Below are 18,250 nucleotides of genomic sequence, written 5' to 3' on the forward strand. Positions count from 1 at the left end.
TGGTGCGGATGGCGGGGATCGAACCCGCGGCCTTCTCGTTGGCAACGAAACGCGCTACCGGCTGCGCCACATCCACTTAGAGCCCACGACTTTCGACCAGCTGCAGCTGGCTTGCCCAGTTCGGCTACTGCCCCCATGCACCCCCGCATGGGGGAGGGGACCTGGTCTGACGGTTCCGCGCTCCGCTGCGCGAGCGGATAGTCACCGACAACCGTGGAGCCTTCACCGGGGGTCGAACCCGGGGCCTCGCCCATACCAAGGGCGCGCTCGTGCCACTGAGCTATGAAGGCGAAGCTGCGAGCATCGTACTTGAGCGTGTCCGCCAGATCATCTGCGTGGTCTCGGCTAGCGACAAGGGTGAGTAGCGCATTCACGCAGCGGCGCCTAGCGTCGTGATGCATGCAGATATCCCCACACACAGCCCTACTTGAACAACAGCGCTGTCTGCTGTTGGCCGTCGTCGGCCGGTGCAACGCCGATGAGTTGCACCGGTTCAGGATCCGAGTCGACCGGTTCGCTGAAGCGTCGACTTCAGACACGCCCATGGCCAGGCGTGAGCGGCTCCGCTACGGCCTCGCGACAATGGAGGACATGCTTGCGGCGATCGAGCGGCACTTTGAGCCGCTGCATTCGTCACAATCGGGTTGAGCCCCGGGCCGGATTCGAACCGGCGACGGTCGCTGCTTACAAGGCAGCCGCTCTGGCCGGACTGAGCTACCGGGGCGGGTTGTCCGCCTCGCGGCGGTTGCGAATGCGTTCATGCTGCTCGTCTCTCGGGAGGGGACCCACCGTTCATACCGGGCGGAGTCATGCCAATCGAGGGAGTGGGAGCGCTGCTCACGGCCGTACTAGCGGCAACCATTGGGCGTGGAGTCCTTTGCGTGCACGTCCTACGCCGGCGAGCTGTCGCACCGCTGCCCAGCCGGCCAGAAGTCAGCGACCGGAATGATCAGCGCGGTGCCGCCCGTGCCGATGTTCTCGCGGCGGAACCAATAGCAGCGCTTGCCCTCAACTTGCGGTCCGTACCCGAGCGCGACACGTGCTCCCAGATAGTTCCACTTTTCTCGCACGCCCACGCCGCCGAGACTGATCGGTGTGAGGTGCAGTTTCGGGTTCATCGACATGGTGGATGTCCTCACTCCTGGAAACGATCAATTTCCCTAAAATAGAGAATAGATGCCGCCGCCTACAAGTGAGCAGCCCAGATGCGACACGCCGACGAGACGAGAGTGGCTGCCCCGCCTGGATTCGAACCAAGGCGAACTGAACCAGAATCAGTCATGCTGCCGTTTACATCACGGGGCAAGGTGCGTTTGTGGTCCGCCGACCTGCTGCCTCGCCAGGGTTCGAACCTGAACTAGGCGAACCAAAATCGCCGGTGCTGCCAGTTACACCACGAGGCAATCGGTAGCCCCCGCGGGAGTCGAACCCACACGCCCGAATGGGCACCGGGTTTTGAATCCGGTGCGTCTTCCAGTTCCGCCAGAGGGCCTGGCCGTTGAGGGGAGCCGAGCGGGTGCTGCAGCGTCCTGGTCATGCGACGACGCAGCATCCGGGTCGAGGTGAGCTCGCGCATCTCGCGCATCGAGCGGACGACGGGCATCGAACCCGCGACATCCACCTTGGAAGGGTGGCGCTCTGCCAGCTGAGCTACATCCGCAGTGTCCCAGGCGGCGCCGGGGACTGGTCGTGTGTTGTGCGCCGCGAAGGGATCGAACCTTCGGCCCGCTGATTAAGAGTCAGCTGCTCTACCGACTGAGCTAGCGGCGCGTATCTGCAGGTGCGGAACGGCATTCGAGACCCGTTCCGCGCCTGCAGAAGACCGCACAGCCCACGCGATCGTGGTCCTGTACGGCAGCTGGGCGCATGGCGGCGCCCAGCCACTGCCCCTGGTTCACCGGTACGGGGCGAAACGCGAGCGTCTGGCTGACCGGTCGCATGCCCTCGAAAGAGCCCGGACGCCGAGGCGGCGCGTTCGCCTGTCCCGGTGAGGGGCAGTGCATCACACACTGTGGAGTTCTCAAGTTGCTGTGCATCACCGGGATGTCCCAGGGTGTCGCGGACCGAAGCCGTGATCGCTGCGAGCGATTCCGTATCCGGTGACCAGAATGGTGCTACTCGAAAAGCGAGTTGTCCAGCCCATTTTCGGCTGAAATAGTTTGTGGGACTGCGGATTTGAGTGCAGTTAGCTACAGAGACGTCAAGCGACGTTTCTGTCAGGGAAAATAGCCAGGCTGAGAGATTTATAAGATTGTTCTTCGGGCCCAAGCTTCCGACCGGGGCACACGCCCACTGACGGGGCGGAAGGGTGACGCGGTGATGGCCGGAAGCACCTGGGCTGGCTGAAGATGCGGGACTCGTCGACCGACCAGAGGCCGACAATGTTGGCGATATTGGTGCCCGCGCACGACAACGCAGCCGGGGATGCAGCGTGCATCCCGGTCGTTGTGCGATAGTCGCGGCCCCACACGGTCATGTATCAAAAGGTAACACCCGCTACCGACATCGACCAGCGAATACACGGGGCAACGCGCGTCCGCGCCGCAGGGAAGTTCGGGCAACCGCAGCTGTGACGCTGCAGCACATGATGGAACGAAACACTGAACTGTCAGGAGCTGACCGCACCGCCGACGGTGTCCTGATCACCGAGGGCCTTCGGGTGTGGACTAACGATCTCGAGCGGGGCCACATATCACTGGCCGAAGCCGGCTACGAGACCAACCAGAACACCGGCGACAAAACGCTGTGGTTCCACGTGATTCGACGACCCGGCGACCGGGGCGTGTTGCAGTCCAGCGACCGGGTCGCTACCCGCTTCCAAGGTAAGCCGGCCTGAAGGGCAGTGCATCCGATCGCGCCGCGTGACGGACTTCCCAGACTCGTTGGCGAGGATCTTCGCCATGAGCAACGACTGGCCCATCCCCGAGGACCTGAGCGCTAACGGCCGCAAAGCCGCCGAGACGATCCGAGACTTCTTCACCGAGAAGAACATCACCAATCACGGTGGGGAGGCAAGTTCTACTCGCCGCAGCAGTGGCTGGATCGCGGCGAGTTGTACGGACTGGGTTCACTGCTGATCATCACCCACGATGGCGGCGATCATGCCGGCGCATTCAATCTCGACTACGAGCAGTACGAGCTCCATGACCAGCTGCAGACGCGCTTGCGGTCACTCGGTGTGTTCGTTGAAGGCTGCACCGGCTGGTACAGCGCGATCCATCCCATCTGACAGATTCATTGAAAGACCCGGACCGAGACCGTGTTCGTGAGTGTGTCGCGGTAGGTCTACGCTGCGGGACGCCCGTAGGCGCCGTTCTTAGGTTCCGGCGGGGCCCACAGAACCTGATGTCGCGCCCGGGTCAGGGCCACGTACAGCAGACGCAGCTGCTCGTCATTGTCGTCATCGATCGGAACGTCGCCCATATCGACCAAAACACGATCCCAGGTTCCGCCTTTGGCTTTATGCACGGTGGAGACGGTGACGTCGGCGCCTGAAGAGTCCCCCACCAGAGCCTGGGCCAGTGTTTTGATCGCGGATACCCCGTACTTGAGAACTGCCAGCACCTGGTCTCGCAGCTCCTCGTTTTCGGGGTCCTCTTCATAGAGCCAGTCGTTCCAAAGCGCAAGGTCGGTGAACCCCTGCAACACAGTGTCTTTCGCCTCTTCGGCTCTGCCGTCTTCGACGAGTTCAACATCCCGGGCCAGTCGCTCCAACACGATGTCGATCGTTGAGTGCACGCGGCGGCCGGCTGCGAGCTGAAGCATGATGTGTTCGATCACGCGGGCGTTGGTGCGGCACACCACTGCGGTGACGGCGTGGGTATCGCTGTCGCTGTATTGGTGGTGCACCTGCCCACTCTCCGGCCCAATCCCGACGAGGCGGATTCCAGTTCGGGCAGGGTCAAGCAGGTCGAGAACCTTGTTGGCCTCCGCGGCGATGGCGGGGCCGAAGCGGCGGCACTCTGTGAGCGGCAAGGCCCGGACTCCGGGCCGCATCACGAAGTCCTGCATGGCGTCGACGCTTCCAGTGAACGTGTAGATCTGTTGGTTCTCGTCGCCTACCAGGGCCAGCTGTACCCGGCCCTGCTGGGCCATGACGACGTGAGCTAGTACGGGGTTTGCGTCTTGGGCTTCGTCGTAGAGCAGCACGTCGTCGGGGCTGCCGATGATCGGCGCACTCAACGCCCACGCTTTCAGATAATGCTGGTGGCTCGTTCCCAGAGGGCTGTGGGGATCCGACAGTTCGTCCCACATGCGTCGTGCGCATGCAACCAGCTCCCGGCGCACGATCGGCCGCATCTCTTTCGGCATCCCTGCCAGGGACGGCACATGCATCCAGTCAATCTCGGATTCTGCGGACTGACAGAACTTCTCCACCGTCTTGCGAGTCAGTGTCAGAAACCGACGTTGCAACGAGAACCGCGGATCCCGGGATGGCACGATAACCCCTACGCACTTTCCGGTGCCGGGCTCCAGCTTCAATACGGCGTCAAGACACCGTGCGGCGCGGGGGACACCGAGCAAGCGCATCTCCTCCACCATGCGAAGAGAGTGCTTATTGAGCCGCTCCACCCAGTGCCGCAGCGCCGGGGTCGCCCGGCAGGTGCGGTTGGCCAGTGAGTGCGCGGTGGAGGCACGTGCGTTGGTGAGCCCGTACTCGGCGAATGTGGCCTGCACCTCGTCCGCGTTGCGTCGATTGAACGTGATGTACCAGGCTGTGGCGCCGGGCCGATGATCCCGCTGAGCCTGGGCGATCAAGGCCAGGGTGCTCGACTTTCCGGTGCCCGCCAGTGCTTGCACGGCGAGGTCTTCACCGCGGAGATATGCATCGATCACGGCCTGCTGCTCGGCGGAGGGGGCGAACGGAACGGGCACAACGACTCTCCTTGCTCAACGAAATCTCTAAAAAAGAGAGTATCTAGGAGTTCTTGCACTGCAACCGAATCAGTGCGCCACGCCGAGGCGTATGACCGTCGCGAACAAGGATTACGTCACGCCGTAAGGCTGAGTTCAACCTCAGCGCAGTCGACGCAGACACCGAGACCTGCATGTGGGCAGAGGTGAAATGGATACCGCATCGCGAACACAGCCGCCGTACGCTGTGCTCGGCGTCAGAGATCCCGTATGAATCGCGGTGGTTACCGGCTCGGGCCTCCGACGGCCGGCGTGGCGGGCCGGGCGGGTCGAGTGCGAGAAGCTCCAGGAAAAGCCGATCATCGTCAGTCACCGGCCGATACGGAGCGTGGACCGGGAGCATGTCTTCGGTGACGTCGAAAATGCTGATGGCCTTCACTGCGCCGCCGGACCCCCGGGATGACATCCTCATCGCCCTCCTTCGAAAAGGACCACTCGCCAGGCGTGCGCACGCCCCGCGGCAGCTTCGAAGTCGCCGGCAGATGCTCCGTGCGTGTTCGATAACTCCCGTGAGTACCGCCGCAGCGCCTCGTGATGGGACAGGAGGCCGGTACTTGACCGCAGCACGGATAAGTATGCGTCGACGAAGACACGCAACGTGTCGGGGATGTCGCCGGGGACCGTGTCGATCCACCGGGAGAGCGGCGCTGATCCCTGAAACTCAGCGGCGTACCCGATCACGGCGAGGAAGTTGCCGATGCAGGCGTGGATCTCGTCCTTCGCCACCGCTTCGTATGTCGGGTGGTCATGTTCGAGTGCGCGAGCCGCGTCTGCGCCGCTCTGGTCGAGGGCGGCGTGCCACTGCTCCTGGGCGATTCTCGCGGTGCGTCGTTCCTCCAGCGCGGCTGCGAATTCGAAGAGCCGGTAACTGCCGGCTCGCGCACACAGGCGAGTAAAGCCGGCGGCCGGGTCTGAATCGCCGACGATGTCCGGCAACAGAACTACGTGACGGTTGAACTCTGCGATCAGCCAGGCGAACGCGTCGGCCTGCAGGCCCTGGCCTCGCGTTCTCGCTGCAGTCTCGTGGCATCCCAACCACTCTGTGTCCCGGTGCCCATCGCCGCCGAATCCGATGTTGGTGTCCGGGGAGACCTCCGCGCTCACCGAATCCTCCTCCTTCACACACCGCCGTCTCGCTCTCGTCCCAAAAGAGAGCGGGCCCCTGTCGCTAAAGTGGAGAATAGGATCGACGGTGGGAATCACCTCAAAGCAACTGCGCGCCACGCCGGGGGAGCGGTCGGGGGACGCGCTGCCGTGATGTCTCGACGCACCCCCGGCCGCGTGTGGCGAGTGCGGGACAAGGTCAAGACTCGGCGTTGGCGGCGCTCCAGCCCCGGCTGAAAGCTGCCAGCAGGTGCGTCTTCTCACCGACTGCGGCGTCGGCGACCTCGGCCATGATGGTGGGATCCATAGCCGCGGCTGCCGGGCGACCGGCGGCGAAAGCGTTACGGCCCAGCTGCTCAGCTTGTCGATCGTCCACGGGCTCTTCCCCTTTCCCTGTGCACGATTCGCGCACACTGCCGACTTTGATCCATCCGCGGTGCGGATGTTCCGCAGACTTGCGGCTGGCGCAGTGAAACCACGTGTGAGGCGCGATGGCGTCGACGACAGACGTGCCGGGTGAGTAACGAATTAGCGATCGCGGGAAGGGGCGCGCCTCGTGGTCTTCTTGGCTACAGCTTTGCGCGGGGCCTTGGCGGGCGTGGATTTCTTCGCAGTCACGGCTGCCTTTTTAGCGGGGGCTTTAGCGACTTTGACTGGCGCAGACTTCTTCACGGCGGGGGCCGCGACTTTCTTGGCAGGAGCTTTCTTCGCACTTCGAGGAGAGGTGTTGGCCGGAACCGATTGCGGAGCCAGTCTGCGTGCGCGCCGGACACGGGCCATCGCCCGTTCATCGCCGGAGATCGCCTGCATCATGATGTGCGGGGGGATGTCGTAGGCCCGGGATAGGGCGTCAAGTTCTGGAACACGGCATGGCCGGTCACCGATCTCGATCCGCGAGAGGACTGCGCGATTGACGTTGGATGCCTCCGCGCCGGCATCGAGATCCATCCCCACTGCTGCGCGTGCCTGACGCAGCACCGCTCCCACTGCCTCGTCGGTCAGGTCGTAGGTGCGCTGGAGGTGAATAGCCACAGTGCGTCCTTCCGCTTTAACCGAGGCGCGTTCACGTCTCTAACGTGGAGATTATGGCAAAACCACCCGTGGCGGCCACCGTAACAGCGCAGGGACGTGACATGTTGGCGAAAACAGGCGTTTCCGGGACCGCTGAGTCTTGGAGCATGCCCCCTCGGAGAGATCGAGCGGGCCATATGGCGCGCAACACGCTCGCTGCGGGCGATGCGCGAGCGGTGGTGTGAAAGCATCGTTTGCGGAACCTAGCAGCACGACACTGGAGATGAACCCACACAGTCGAAGTTCTCTGCCTGCGTGATAGCTAAGTTTTTGCTGACATGCGCCACATGCGCAGTGTCATGTCCGCATCGGAGACAGTGCGGGCATGACACCAGACGCGATCGCAGCGATCCTGGTCCTTCTGTCCAAGGTCCAGGGAACTCCGTACATCCCCGGGGGCAATAGCGCCGCGGGAACCGACTGTTCTGGGTTGGCGTCCTGGGTAGCCAACACCGCGGTGGGACGCGACCCATTCTCGGGGCGATTCAGCACCGCCGACGAGGCATCCGAACTGGCTTCCCGCGGGTTCGTCCAAGGCACAGCACCCAATGCCCTCGTAATTGGGTGGAACGCGTCGCACACCGCGGTGACGTTGCCCGAGGGTACAACGGTGTCCTCCGGTGAAGGTGGCGGGGTGAAGTTCGGCGGCCCAGGTGCCTACCAGCGCCAGTTCACCCACTACATGCATCTGCCGGTCGTTGCGGATACGCCACCCGATACGCCCGCGCCACCTCGGGCATAGGCCCGAGTACACGGCTGCGGTCGACGTACCGGTTCTAGATGCCCCCGCGGCGCCCGCGGACGCTCCGGCACCAGACCCCGATCCCCGCCGACGTGTCTGGCCCCGAGATGGTTCCAGCTGAAGCCCCGCATTCCGGTGCGAGTGCGCCCCCTGAATGCAATAAGTCGACCCGGCTGAGTGCAGCGGGTTACACCGTCCCTGCTGATCGGTTTTTGCGGCCGGCTCCGATCGCTGCGATTCTCCGGACCATGGCGGGCCATGAGAGTTCGACCTCCCCGCCCGGTGTCGCGCCCTGCTACGCGAGTAGAGCCCGAATCGAGACCCAGGATGCGTCCGGGTTCACCATCGAGCGGCACCTGCCGGCGACACGCACCGCTGCTGCCGATGTGCCTCGGGGTACCCCCGCCACTGCGGCGGCGATGCCCCGCGTAGGGGCGTCCGATGCGCTCCCAACTTGTCGTGTCACGAGTCCCGCGCCCATCTGTTCGAACAGGTTTTCGACAGACCGGTTCCCGGTTTCCCGCTGGATTTGTCGGATGTAAATTGTCCCGTTCGCGCTGAACCTCCCCGTACTTCGATGTAAATTACCCGTTTGACCTGCGGTAACTGTCACCGCTCCGGTCAATTCACCGCTCAGCTGGGCAAACACGCATCTGTCGTGGGAATGGGGGGTGCCTCCGACAGCGGATATTCTCTGTTTCAGAGAGAATGCAGGTAAAGATATGTATCTAGAACAACTAACTAATTAGCTTTCACCTATAGACCCTGTTGCCTTCTGTCACGCCGAGCTGTCCGAGGCACCCCCCATTCCCACGACAGCTACGCATTGGTGCATGTGAACCGAAAAGTCACCGATTTACTGACAGTTACCGCAGGTCAAATGGGAAATTTACGGTGAAACTCGGGGAGGTCTAGCTAGCGGCGAACCATGCCGGCCGGCTGAACCGGAAACGAATGCGAGAAAGCGCCAGGGATGCAGCGGATCCGGCGGGCGGGTCCCAGGACTCCGAGGAGGGCTCGATGGGAGCTCCACTGGCTGCAGTAGTCGGGGGCGATCCGAGGCGCCCCTTCCGGCACCGTGGGGAGGGCCGCGGTCGGCTCGGTCAGCCGGTCTCGACGTCGGCGTAGCGGCCATCGACAAGCGGTGGTGCGCCGTGTTCTGAGAGGTGTGTCCGCCACATGGGCGCAACGGCCAGCCCGAGCAGGTGGGAAAAGTGGGACCAGCGCTGCGAGGCTGAGATGCTCACCGGGGCGACGACGCGCCGATATCGGAAGCACAGCAGCGACAAGTCCTCACGTATCTCGCCGCCGAGAACGGCGTGCAGGGAGCGCCCGAGAACTGCGGCGGCTGCGAATGGCGCCGGCCGTGATCATCGCCAGTTGCCGCCTCACTGAGGTCGACGCGCCCGTCGACGAGGTGCCGGATGAAGTTGCGGGTGCCGGCTTCGAGGATCGGCGTGAGAATTCCGGCAACCTCGTCGATTTTGTGCGAGCAACCGGCGGTGTGGCCCATCATGAGCATTCGGTGCTGAGGGTGGGCGGCTGGTGTCATGGTGAGGTCACCGCAATGCTCAGCGCCGGTTTCTGCCCACCGTGCGGCAACATGATTCGAGCGAGCTAGCGGCAGCCGTCAGTGCATAGCCCAGGATGGCGTTCGCCGGCGTCCCGGAATGCGATGTTGCTTTTGATGCCGGGTCGCATCAAGCAATTGCACTGTTCTTGGCTTTGCGGCGCCGGCCGTCAGAAGCCTGTGTGATGGTGCGCTGGCGGGCTTGCTCTAGCAGCTTGTCCACTGGGATGGGCAAGGCCGCGGCAATGGTGGACAGCTCGGTGGCGCGGCAGGGGCGCTGACCGAGCTCGATACGCGAGAGCACCCTTACGTCGATCCCGGTGTCACGGGAGAGCTGGTTCTGGCTGATTCCACGGTTCTGACGTTCGATACGAATGATTGCCCCGATCCGCGCGTCGGTCAGCCGAGGCCGCTTCTGGGCGCGGATGCACTGCGCGGGGCGCGCGCCTGAGGTGGTCATCGTCGAGTGTCTCCGTCATGTCGTGAGTAATCTCTAAAGTAGAGAGCTTTAGTTTGATCGTATGTGACAGGAACAGGCGCTGCAAGGCGCGGGTGGCCTGTACATGTTGTCCCATCGGTGGAGGGAACCCGCCGGGAATGGTGGGGGATACAGCGTTTTCGGTCACCCTACGAGGCCCGATACGCACATCACCACATGCAGTGCCACGCCCATCACGCACACGGCGGGCGCGCTAACCCGCGCCCCACCCGTGCCGTGGCGGATCAATCGACCACGCTCAGCCCCCGAATGCGCCGCTCGCAACAGGCCCGGCGCCGGTGATCGAGGAGGTATCGGTGCCCTGGTATCTGACAACCCCGCGGCAGATCAAGGGATACAGGCGCGAATTGAATCGCGTCGACGAAGCCCTGTCGCGTCAGGATGTGCGGGGCCTAGGTTCCCCTTTGAAGCGAATGCGCGGCTGGCTCGGGCTGGGCTTCGGAGGCGGCATCCTTATCCTGGTCGCGGCGTTCGTGGTGTCGCTGATCAGTCCGAAACCCGATGGCAGTGTCGCCGAAATTGTCACGACCCGAAGCGGTGGCATGTTCGTCCAGTTCAATGGGCGCCTGCACCCGGTGACCAACCTGGCCTCCGCGAGGCTGATTGTGGGCAAGGCCGACGATGCGAAGGTCGTCACCGATACGGCGCTACGTTCGATGCCGACTGGCCCACTGATGGGAATCCCCAATGCGCCGAACCTGCTTACGCCGCGTACCGATGAAGAGGCGGCCTGGACGGTGTGCGACTGGCGAGACACCGCTGTGCCGTTGTCGCTGCTGCGCTCCGGTGACATCACCACCGCGGTCATCGCCGGGAAAGACATGTTGGAAGGTGGCGAGGACCTTGGCCAGACGCGGGCAGTTCTGGTTCGACCGTCCACCGATCCTTCTCAGCTGTGGTTGATCTACCGTGACACCCGTGCGCAAGTGGGCCGAGGCGACTTCGCCGCACAAGCCGCTCTGGGTCTGACTCCCGCCCGCATTGACTCGGCCGCGGTGGTGTCCCCGGCGCTACTGGGGGCGATTTCGGCCTCGCCGGTCCTGACCGCACCGCAACTGGCTGATCAGGGCCAGCCAAGCGCAGCGGTCCCCGGGTCGGCTATTGGCGACGTGTTGACTGTGTCCACCGCATCAGGGGCCCGCGCCTTCTATCTGGTGGGCCGTACCGGAATTCAGCAAGTGGGACCCGTGCTGGCCCAGATGATGGTCAATGTCGGTGCTGCACAGCGGCTGATCGATGATCCCGCCACAGTGCAGACCTTCGAACGCGTGTCGATCGTCGACGACGGCCGGTTCCCGTCGTCGGTGCCGACCCTCGTCTCGAATCCAGCGCTGTGCTGGAGCTGGACTAAGACTCGCGGTGAATTGGCGGCGCACACACGGGTTTTCACCAATTCGAAGATGCCACTGACTGAAGCGGGACGTATCTCGACTGTGCGCCTGCTGCCCAACGAGGGAACTGCCGAGCAGGCCACCGACGCGATCACGCGACCGGGGTATGGCTGGTATGCCCGCGTCACCGGGGACGCAGCTGATTCGGTGGCCGCCGAACAGGTGTTGTGGATCGACCCGAACGGGACCCGCTTCCCGATCGATGCGGTGATTCCAGACAGCGGCAACAAGCTCGACGTCTCCTACGACCCGACAGTGAAGGCGCTTGGACTCGAGAACGTGTTTCCGACCCCGATCCCGTGGTCGGTGGCCAAGCTGTATGCGCCTGGGGCCACGTTGTCGATCAAGAACGCACAGGTGATGCAAGGAACGATCAAGCCATTCTCTCAGGTGCCGAGTCCGGCGAGGACCGCCAACCAGGCCCCGCCCGCGCAAGCTCCTAGTCCCACTGGGGACCAGACCCCGCAGCCGGCCGCGCCGCCTGACGATTCGGCGCCGGAGGAGACCGAAGCGCACACCGATTCTGCCTCCGCTGTACCAGCGCCCACCGCTGACGCCGCCGGCTGATCCGACACCCTGACCTGCTTCGAAGGAAGGACCTTCCGTGTTGTTCAACGAGTTCCGGCCAGCACCACGGCCGCAGACACAGCTCAGTCCCACCGGGGTGGAGATCCCTGCTCCGCTACCCGCGCCGGAGCCGGACCGCCGGCCCACCTGGCAACGGATGCTTCCGCTACTCATGGTCGGAGTCATGGTCGCGATGGTGGGGGGCATGGCGCTGATGGGTGTCCGCGCGATCACCTCGGTTCTGTTCAGCGTTCCAATGATGATGATGATGCTGATCATGCATCTGAGCACCCAGCGTGGGGGTGCGTCCGGTGGCGACATCGAGCAGGAGATCGAGCGCTACGACTTGGACCTGCGGGAGCGGCGTGCCGAAATCCACGACCAGGGCCGGGCGATGCATGATCTGCGCACCACCTGCTTCCCGCACCCGTCGGATCTCCTGTCCCTGGTGGGAACTGAGGAAATGTGGCAGGCCGACCCGAATCCGGACATCGGCCGGGTGGTTCCCCCTGAGAGCGAACAGGATCCGGACGTCAAGCATCTGACGGCGAACCCGTTCCTGCGGGCCCGGGTGGGCATCGGTGTGGCTCCGCTGTTCCCGAAGCTGCCCAAGGCTGAGGAGATGGTGATCGAGATGACCGAACCGGTCACCTTGGTGCGGTACCAGCGGGCAATGAACACATTGTCGGTGGTGGCCAACCTGCCGATCGACGTGCGCTTGAGCGAGTGGCCTGCTTACGCGCTGCGCGGTGACGAGGCGGCGCGCCTGGATCTGGTGCGGGCAATGGTGATGAGTCTGGCGTTCAACCACCGACCCAGTGATCTGAATATCGGTGTCATTACCGATGATCCGAAGGCATGGGAATGGATCAAGTGGTTGCCGCACCTCGAGGACATCTCGAAGGTGGAGAAGGGGACTGGCCCTCGCCTGCTGGCGTGGCGCAGCCTGGACGAGTTCGCGGTGCGCCACGCAGCTGTGATCGAGCGGATCCGTTCCGGCGGAGATGATCGGCCACCGCACTTGCTGGTGATTGTCGATACCCCTGAGCAGATGGTGGCATGGCCGGCGACGATGGCCGGCGGGATGGATGGCATGACATGGCTCGTGGTGCGCTACGGCACTGATCTGGTCTCTGAGGAGCGGTCGCGCATTCTGCTCAAGAACGGCCGCGTGTCGACGCTCGAAGACTACGACGCCGCGGCAGCCGATTCCGCGTCGGCGACCCTGGCCGAGACGTTCGCGCGTGCGATGTATCAGCACCGCCCGAAAGGCTACGGTGCCGGAGGCGGAGTCCAGGATGAGCGGGCCGAACACATCCCGGACTTCTTCGAAGCCATTGCGATAGGCAACATCGAAACGCACGACCTGATCAAAGTGTGGAAGTCCAACGCGTTCACCGACGAGATCAAAGTTCCGTTCGGGTACCTGCGCAAGGGCGATGAACTCACACCCGAGCTGAGCTTCCTGAACTTCTACGAGGAGAACCGCGACGGAAACGGCCCACACGGGGCGATCGCCGGCCGCACAGGATCGGGAAAGTCGTACTTCCTGCGGGCAATCGTGCTGGCGCTGCTCGCCTTGTACGGGCCCGACAAGGTGGCGCTTATCCTCGCTGACTTCAAAGGCGGTTCGACATTCCTGGGGATGGACCCCGACCGGATTCCGCACGTGGTGGCCAACATCTCCGATCTGGAGCACACCGCAGAGCTGGTGGATCGTCTCGGCGCGGTGATCGATGGTGAGGTTACCCGTCGCGAGGAGTTCATCACCGGTGAAAAGGGATGCAAGGACATCTTCGAATACCGCGAGCAGCAGCAGAAGCATCCCAACGATCCGCTGTGGCCTCCGGTGCCGGACCTGATTGTCGTCATCGACGAGTTCGGTGAATTCCTCAAGAAACGTCCGGGATACCTGGAACTGTTGACCCGTGTCGGCCGCGTTGGCCGTTCACTTGGCATGCACCTGGTCATGTGCAGTCAGTACATTGACCAGTCCGTGCTTGGTGATCTTCTGCAGCACTTGACGTTCCGATACTCGTTGGCGGTGAACTCGCCCCAGCATTCGAACGTGATGCTCGGCACCGACGACGCGGCTCGGATGATCAAAGGCAACCTCAAGGGCAAGATCCTGCGCAAGTTCACCACTGACCACGGCCCGGTCGAGGTCGCGGCGTTCCATCACGAGGCCGCCTATATTCGCAAGACGGTGGTCGAACGCGCCCGCTCGGGCGGCGATTCGGATGAGGCGATCGTAGAGGCGGTCCTGCCGTTCGCGCTGTTCACCGAACGCAGCTTCACTCCAACGGTCGTCGACGGCGAAGTCGTCAACGTCAAGCAAGAGGAGACCGGCGACAGGATGAGTGACGTACTGCTGGAGAAGGTTTCTCGACTGGCGGACATGAAGGTGCTCGACTTGTGGAAGCCCTCACTGCGTGAGCCTCTGAGTCTGCCGACACTGAAACTGAGCCGTTCCTCTGTGGGGCTGAGTATCCGCATCGGCGACCTCGATGTGCCCGAGAAGCACACCCGCTTGCCATGGTTCATGGACTTCAGCGGCGCTCTGCCGCACCAGGTTATTGCCGGTGGCGGTAAGTCGGGGCGCACCACGTTGTTGCAGACGTTGGTCATCTGTGGCTGCCTGCAGTACGGGCCGCGCCGGCTGGCGTTCATGCTCGCCGACTTCGGAACCGGCAAGCTGGGCGAGGTCAAAAACAGTCCGAACGTAGCGTCGTATGCGGCCCCCGGCAGCGCTGACGGAGTGTCGCGGATCCTGGGTGAGGCCCGGCGAGTCATCGGGCTTCGCCGTGAAGCGATGGTGGACCGTGCAGTCTCCTCGGTGGACGCCTACCTTGACTCAAAAGTCGACAACCCTGTTCCCGGTGACCCATACGGTCGGGTGATGGTGCTGATCGACGGGATCGGAGGGTTCCTCGGCGAAGACCGTTCCGAACGGGCCAAGCTGCTGCGCCCGATCCTCGACCTCGGCGCTGCTGTTGGTGTGCACCTGGTGTTCACCGCTGATTCTTCCGGCGGCGGCACCACCGGCAACGTGGCTCACTACTCCATCGACGTTCCCGGCGGTGTGCAATTGCCTGCGACCGATTACGCCGGCGCCAAGATGGCTCCAGAGCTGCGGATGAATCTCAAAACCCTGATCCCGCAAGATCAGCCGGGACGGTCGGTGGATCCGTACAGCACCAAGCAGGCGCGAACGGTGGTGCCGATCAACCGCGAAATCGAACCCGACTCGTTCGCCAGGGGCATGCCGGTGTTCGAGGTGAACGACTATGGCGCCGAGATCCGGGGCCTGTGCGACCAGTTGGCCGAGGTGTTCGCCGCCGAGCAGGTGCCTGTTGTCCGGCCCGCAGACCCGGTGATCGACTTTGAGACGATCTGGTCGGTATATGCGCCGCTGGTCCCACCGAACCGTCATCCGGTACAGACACACTTCCCCGTGGGCTCCCTGACCGACACCCTGGAACTCGCGCTCGTTCCGAACAGGTCGCAGGACCTGCTGGTGTACGGCGAGAAAGGCTGCGGCAAGACCAATATGCTGCGGATGCACATGGAGTCGGTGATGCGTCAGTTCGCGCCAAAAGACGCCGTGATCATCGTCATCGACCTGCTGCGTCAGCAACTCGGCGAACGTGACCGCCTCTACGCGCGTGGTCACGTGCGGCCGGCGAAGTTCGGTGAGCCTCGCGCGGACGGCACAACCAATCGGATCCGTCCCCCTGGCTATGTCAGCTCGGTTGACGATCTCAAAGAGGTTGCCGACATGCTGGTCCGGCTGATGGGCCAACGTCGCCCCAGCGAGGACGCAACCGCCGAGGACCTGATCAACCGGACCTACTTCACCGGTCCGGAGGTGTACGTGTACATCGACAACTTCCACGCAATCTCCGAGGGCTACATGGCCAAGACCGTGTTCGACACTGTCGAAGTCGGCGATCAGACAGTCTCCAAGCTGCTGTCGACGGGCACTGATCTCGGCGTGCACTTCATCATCTCCGACGACGGTGGGTTCAACGACCGGGTGAAGTCGGCCGCGATGCTTGCGGCACTGCGAGAGAAAATGATGGCCCCGATCCTGCAGTTGGCCGGGCAACCGTCCTCGGGTATGCCTATCCCGCAGGCGTACCACCTCAAGCCTTCTCGGTGGCGTCCTGGCCAGGGGAGGCTCATCATCGACGCGGAAGCGTACGAGATGGTGCAGACGGCGCACATCGATGTCAATGCGGTGGCGGCGAGGTTCGAACAGAAGTAGGGCATACGACAACGCCCCGGTTCCGGTGGTCTGGGCCGGGGCGTTGTCGTATGCGGGATCAGTGTGTGTCGCGGATCTGCAGAGTCAGCGCTCCGCCCCTAGCGGTGATGATCAGCTGTACCAGCGCATTGCCGGCGTCAGGGTCTAGCCACAGTGTCACGGGCACGGATGCCAGGTTGTGCAGGTTGTCGCGGGGGAGTACGGCCTCCGCGGCGGCGACGGGAAGCTCACCGTGGAGTTTCACCGTGCCGGCGACCTGTCCACCGTTAACCGGTTGTGTACCTTCGAACGACACCGGTGAGATTGTCTCGATCATCGACGCCAAGCCCAGCTGTGGGTCCAAAAGCAGTGTCGGGTCGAAGTTTCCGCGTGCTGGGCCGACAGTGAAAGGTTCTCCGTCCGCGGAGTCGAGAAACAGCTCGCCGTCTCGGACGTGGAAGTTCGTTTGCTGCCGTTCGCCGTTGATCATGAGGTTGGCGTTGCCGTCCGCGGCGGCCGGGTCGGTGCTCACCTGCGCCGCGTAGGACGATGCAATCAGATTCTCCATGCCGGTGGTGGCCACCATGACGGTTGCCGCGGTTGTGGTACGCAGTCTTATAGCTGCATCGGCCACCGCTGCGGTCGGGTCAGAGGGAAGGTCCAGTGCTGCGGTGACTGTCTCCACGACCGGGGGCGAGCCTGTCGGTGGTGGAGCCGCAGTAGTCGAACAACCACTGGCCAATAGCACGGCGGCCAAGGCGGTGACCATGGCAGAGACGGTGGGGGAGGGCATGTCCGGGGACGGTAAAGGCCTCGGCTTCGATGTCTGGCCGGTGGCGCGGCGAGTTCAGCAATACCCTCGGAACCGCATCATCACCGACTTCTCGGCGGCGGTCACAGTGAGCCGGTACTTATTCTTCACCTGCACCTGTCGCTTGACGTACGTGCACTGGAACGACGGGTTCGGCGGCAACCACTGATCGGCCGAAGCCGCGCCCTTGGACTGGTTGGCCGATCCGTCGGAGGCCATCAGATTCAAGGGGTCGTTCGCGATCTGCTTACGCCGCGCCGGCGGCCACGCTTCCGCCCCCGACACCCAGGCGTTAGCCAATGCGACCAGATGATCGATCTGTACCAGTGCAGAGGTGTCCCGGCCGCGGGTGAAAGTAATCACGGTGCCTGTGTACGGGTCTGCCAGCGTGCCAGAGAGCACTTTGCAGCCGTCGCGGGTCAGGGCTCCGGTCATATCCCGAGCCAGGATGTCGTCGCGGGTGTTGCATCCGTTATGTCCGTATTCGACGTCCACGTCATCGGTCCACGCCGCACCGAAGCGGTCTCGGGCGTACCCCCGCATAGGCCCCGACTTGGCTACCGTCAGAGTGGACGGGTCGTCGCTCGGGGCGCCGGTCCCTCCGATTCCGTTCGGCGAGGATTGAGCCGGGTTGATCCGTTCGGTTGCCCAGTTGATGGCGGTGTCGGCATAGGCGCGTACGCCGTTCGGACCGATGCGGACAATGACAGCGATCACCGCGATGACGGCGGCGATCACCAACACTGTCCGTGCGAGTTCGCCCGAATCGCCGAGCACGCCACCTTTTTTGGACTTCTTCGAGTCTCTGTCAACCACGATCGCAGACTGTCGCCGTAGTCGCGCGACTGCGGCGACTACGGCGCGACTTGCGGGGACTGTCGCCGCCGCGGTGGGCGCGTCCTGAAGGCAGGCGGTGCGTCATTCAATACCGTGTCATGTCCCGTGGTTGCCTTGCGGCCAGCTGACTGGCACGGAGTCACAGTCAACGGTCACGGGGTTGTTGGAAGTGCTACGGCGCGGTGGTTGTAGCGCTGCGCGTAGTTCTGTGGGAATGTACGGTCCTGTCGAAACGCAACGCTAACAAGCAGCTCAGAAAGGTGAACCGGGCTGCTTATCGGCCGACGTGTCCCCGCTCGTGGCGATCGTTGTAGTGGCGCGTGTGGAGATGTCTGTAGCGGGGCGTCAGGCGCCGACGCTGGGTCAGGTGGACCCCACCGCGCCGTAGACGGTCGAACGCAAGCGTTGGGACCAATGTTGTGCCCGCAGCCCGGCACCCACACCGCCGATGCTGCCCGTCGCGGGATTCACCGCGGCGGGAGCCAAGGAATCAGAAGG

14 protein-coding genes, 7 tRNA genes and 1 pseudogene are annotated in these 18,250 nt (G+C 63.6%); 6 read left to right on the forward strand and 16 right to left on the reverse strand.

What is annotated here, in order from left to right; genetic code table 11:
- From ACNQR1_RS18810 to ACNQR1_RS18845, 8 genes are all read right to left on the reverse strand, one after another.
- Positions 1-76: transfer RNA gene (locus tag ACNQR1_RS18810), tRNA-Gly, on the reverse strand.
- 138 nt (positions 77-214) lie between these two features.
- Positions 215-290: transfer RNA gene (locus ACNQR1_RS18815), tRNA-Thr, on the reverse strand.
- A 357-nt stretch (positions 291-647) separates the two neighbouring features.
- Positions 648-724: transfer RNA gene (locus ACNQR1_RS18820), tRNA-Thr, on the reverse strand.
- Between the two features lie 166 nt (positions 725-890).
- Entirely contained in the window at positions 891-1,124 is a 234-nt protein-coding gene (locus ACNQR1_RS18825) for a hypothetical protein (RefSeq protein WP_418047427.1), read from the reverse strand.
- A 106-nt stretch (positions 1,125-1,230) separates the two neighbouring features.
- Positions 1,231-1,305: transfer RNA gene (locus ACNQR1_RS18830), tRNA-Gln, on the reverse strand.
- 103 nt (positions 1,306-1,408) lie between these two features.
- Positions 1,409-1,492: transfer RNA gene (locus tag ACNQR1_RS18835), tRNA-Leu, on the reverse strand.
- Positions 1,493-1,587: 95 nt separating this feature from the next.
- Positions 1,588-1,660, reverse strand: a tRNA-Gly gene (locus ACNQR1_RS18840).
- Positions 1,661-1,697: 37 nt separating this feature from the next.
- Positions 1,698-1,770: transfer RNA gene (locus tag ACNQR1_RS18845), tRNA-Lys, on the reverse strand.
- Between the two features lie 814 nt (positions 1,771-2,584).
- On the opposite strand from ACNQR1_RS18845, the gene ACNQR1_RS18850 reads away from it, so the two are divergent.
- Both ACNQR1_RS18850 and ACNQR1_RS18855 read left to right on the forward strand, forming a co-directional pair.
- Positions 2,585-2,836, forward strand: a complete 252-nt coding sequence (locus ACNQR1_RS18850; protein WP_047036781.1) for a hypothetical protein — start codon at positions 2,585-2,587, stop codon at positions 2,834-2,836.
- A gap of 64 nt (positions 2,837-2,900) precedes the next feature.
- Positions 2,901-3,077 (forward strand): hypothetical protein, encoded by a 177-nt coding sequence (locus tag ACNQR1_RS18855; RefSeq protein WP_418047428.1) that lies wholly within the window; start codon positions 2,901-2,903, stop codon positions 3,075-3,077.
- A gap of 208 nt (positions 3,078-3,285) precedes the next feature.
- Here the strand turns inward: ACNQR1_RS18855 and ACNQR1_RS18860 are convergent, their stop codons facing one another.
- The 4 genes from ACNQR1_RS18860 to ACNQR1_RS18875 all read right to left on the reverse strand — a co-directional run bounded on the left by ACNQR1_RS18860 (position 3,286) and on the right by ACNQR1_RS18875 (position 7,050).
- On the reverse strand, positions 3,286-4,875 hold the full coding sequence (locus ACNQR1_RS18860) for an ATP-binding domain-containing protein (protein ID WP_418047429.1): 1,590 nt from the start codon (positions 4,873-4,875) through the stop codon (positions 3,286-3,288).
- A gap of 447 nt (positions 4,876-5,322) precedes the next feature.
- Complete coding sequence (locus ACNQR1_RS18865; RefSeq protein ID WP_418047430.1) at positions 5,323-6,018, reverse strand: hypothetical protein; 696 nt, start codon at positions 6,016-6,018, stop codon at positions 5,323-5,325.
- Positions 6,019-6,217: 199 nt separating this feature from the next.
- Positions 6,218-6,394 carry a hypothetical protein gene (locus ACNQR1_RS18870; RefSeq protein WP_418047431.1) on the reverse strand — a complete coding sequence of 59 codons (177 nt, stop codon included), beginning with the start codon at positions 6,392-6,394 and terminating at the stop codon, positions 6,218-6,220.
- A gap of 152 nt (positions 6,395-6,546) precedes the next feature.
- Positions 6,547-7,050 (reverse strand): helix-turn-helix domain-containing protein, encoded by a 504-nt coding sequence (locus ACNQR1_RS18875; protein WP_418047432.1) that lies wholly within the window; start codon positions 7,048-7,050, stop codon positions 6,547-6,549.
- A gap of 364 nt (positions 7,051-7,414) precedes the next feature.
- On the opposite strand from ACNQR1_RS18875, the pseudogene ACNQR1_RS18880 reads away from it, so the two are divergent.
- A pseudogene (locus ACNQR1_RS18880) lies at positions 7,415-7,952 on the forward strand (peptidoglycan endopeptidase).
- Between the two features lie 982 nt (positions 7,953-8,934).
- Here the strand turns inward: ACNQR1_RS18880 and ACNQR1_RS18885 are convergent.
- Complete coding sequence (locus ACNQR1_RS18885; protein ID WP_345978592.1) at positions 8,935-9,078, reverse strand: hypothetical protein; 144 nt, start codon at positions 9,076-9,078, stop codon at positions 8,935-8,937.
- Between the two features lie 119 nt (positions 9,079-9,197).
- Here ACNQR1_RS18885 and ACNQR1_RS18890 point away from each other — a divergent pair, with 119 nt between their 5' ends.
- Positions 9,198-9,452, forward strand: coding sequence for a hypothetical protein (locus tag ACNQR1_RS18890; RefSeq protein ID WP_345978590.1), 255 nt, complete (start codon positions 9,198-9,200; stop codon positions 9,450-9,452).
- 79 nt (positions 9,453-9,531) lie between these two features.
- Here the strand turns inward: ACNQR1_RS18890 and ACNQR1_RS18895 are convergent, their stop codons facing one another.
- Positions 9,532-9,861 carry a helix-turn-helix domain-containing protein gene (locus tag ACNQR1_RS18895; RefSeq protein WP_052773173.1) on the reverse strand — a complete coding sequence of 110 codons (330 nt, stop codon included), beginning with the start codon at positions 9,859-9,861 and terminating at the stop codon, positions 9,532-9,534.
- A gap of 335 nt (positions 9,862-10,196) precedes the next feature.
- Here ACNQR1_RS18895 and eccB point away from each other — a divergent pair, with 335 nt between their 5' ends.
- Together eccB and ACNQR1_RS18905 are read left to right on the forward strand one after the other, a co-directional pair.
- Positions 10,197-11,858, forward strand: coding sequence for a type VII secretion protein EccB (gene eccB, locus ACNQR1_RS18900; RefSeq protein ID WP_418047433.1), 1,662 nt, complete (start codon positions 10,197-10,199; stop codon positions 11,856-11,858).
- 37 nt (positions 11,859-11,895) lie between these two features.
- A complete protein-coding gene (locus ACNQR1_RS18905) occupies positions 11,896-16,125 on the forward strand; it encodes an FtsK/SpoIIIE domain-containing protein (RefSeq protein WP_418047434.1) in 4,230 nt (1,409 codons plus the stop codon).
- A 58-nt stretch (positions 16,126-16,183) separates the two neighbouring features.
- Here ACNQR1_RS18905 and ACNQR1_RS18910 read toward each other — a convergent pair whose 3' ends face one another.
- Together ACNQR1_RS18910 and ACNQR1_RS18915 are read right to left on the reverse strand one after the other, a co-directional pair.
- The gene (locus ACNQR1_RS18910; RefSeq protein ID WP_082131829.1) at positions 16,184-16,897 is read right to left on the reverse strand and encodes an LppX_LprAFG lipoprotein; all 714 of its coding nucleotides are present in this window, start codon (positions 16,895-16,897) and stop codon (positions 16,184-16,186) included.
- Positions 16,898-16,951: 54 nt separating this feature from the next.
- Positions 16,952-17,731, reverse strand: a complete 780-nt coding sequence (locus ACNQR1_RS18915) for an HNH endonuclease family protein (protein ID WP_235624415.1) — start codon at positions 17,729-17,731, stop codon at positions 16,952-16,954.
- Positions 17,732-18,250 lie beyond the last annotated feature (519 nt).

The sequence above is a fragment of the Mycobacterium sp. 48b genome, assembly GCF_048282725.1.
In the GTDB taxonomy this organism is placed as follows: Bacteria; Actinomycetota; Actinomycetes; order Mycobacteriales; family Mycobacteriaceae; genus Mycobacterium.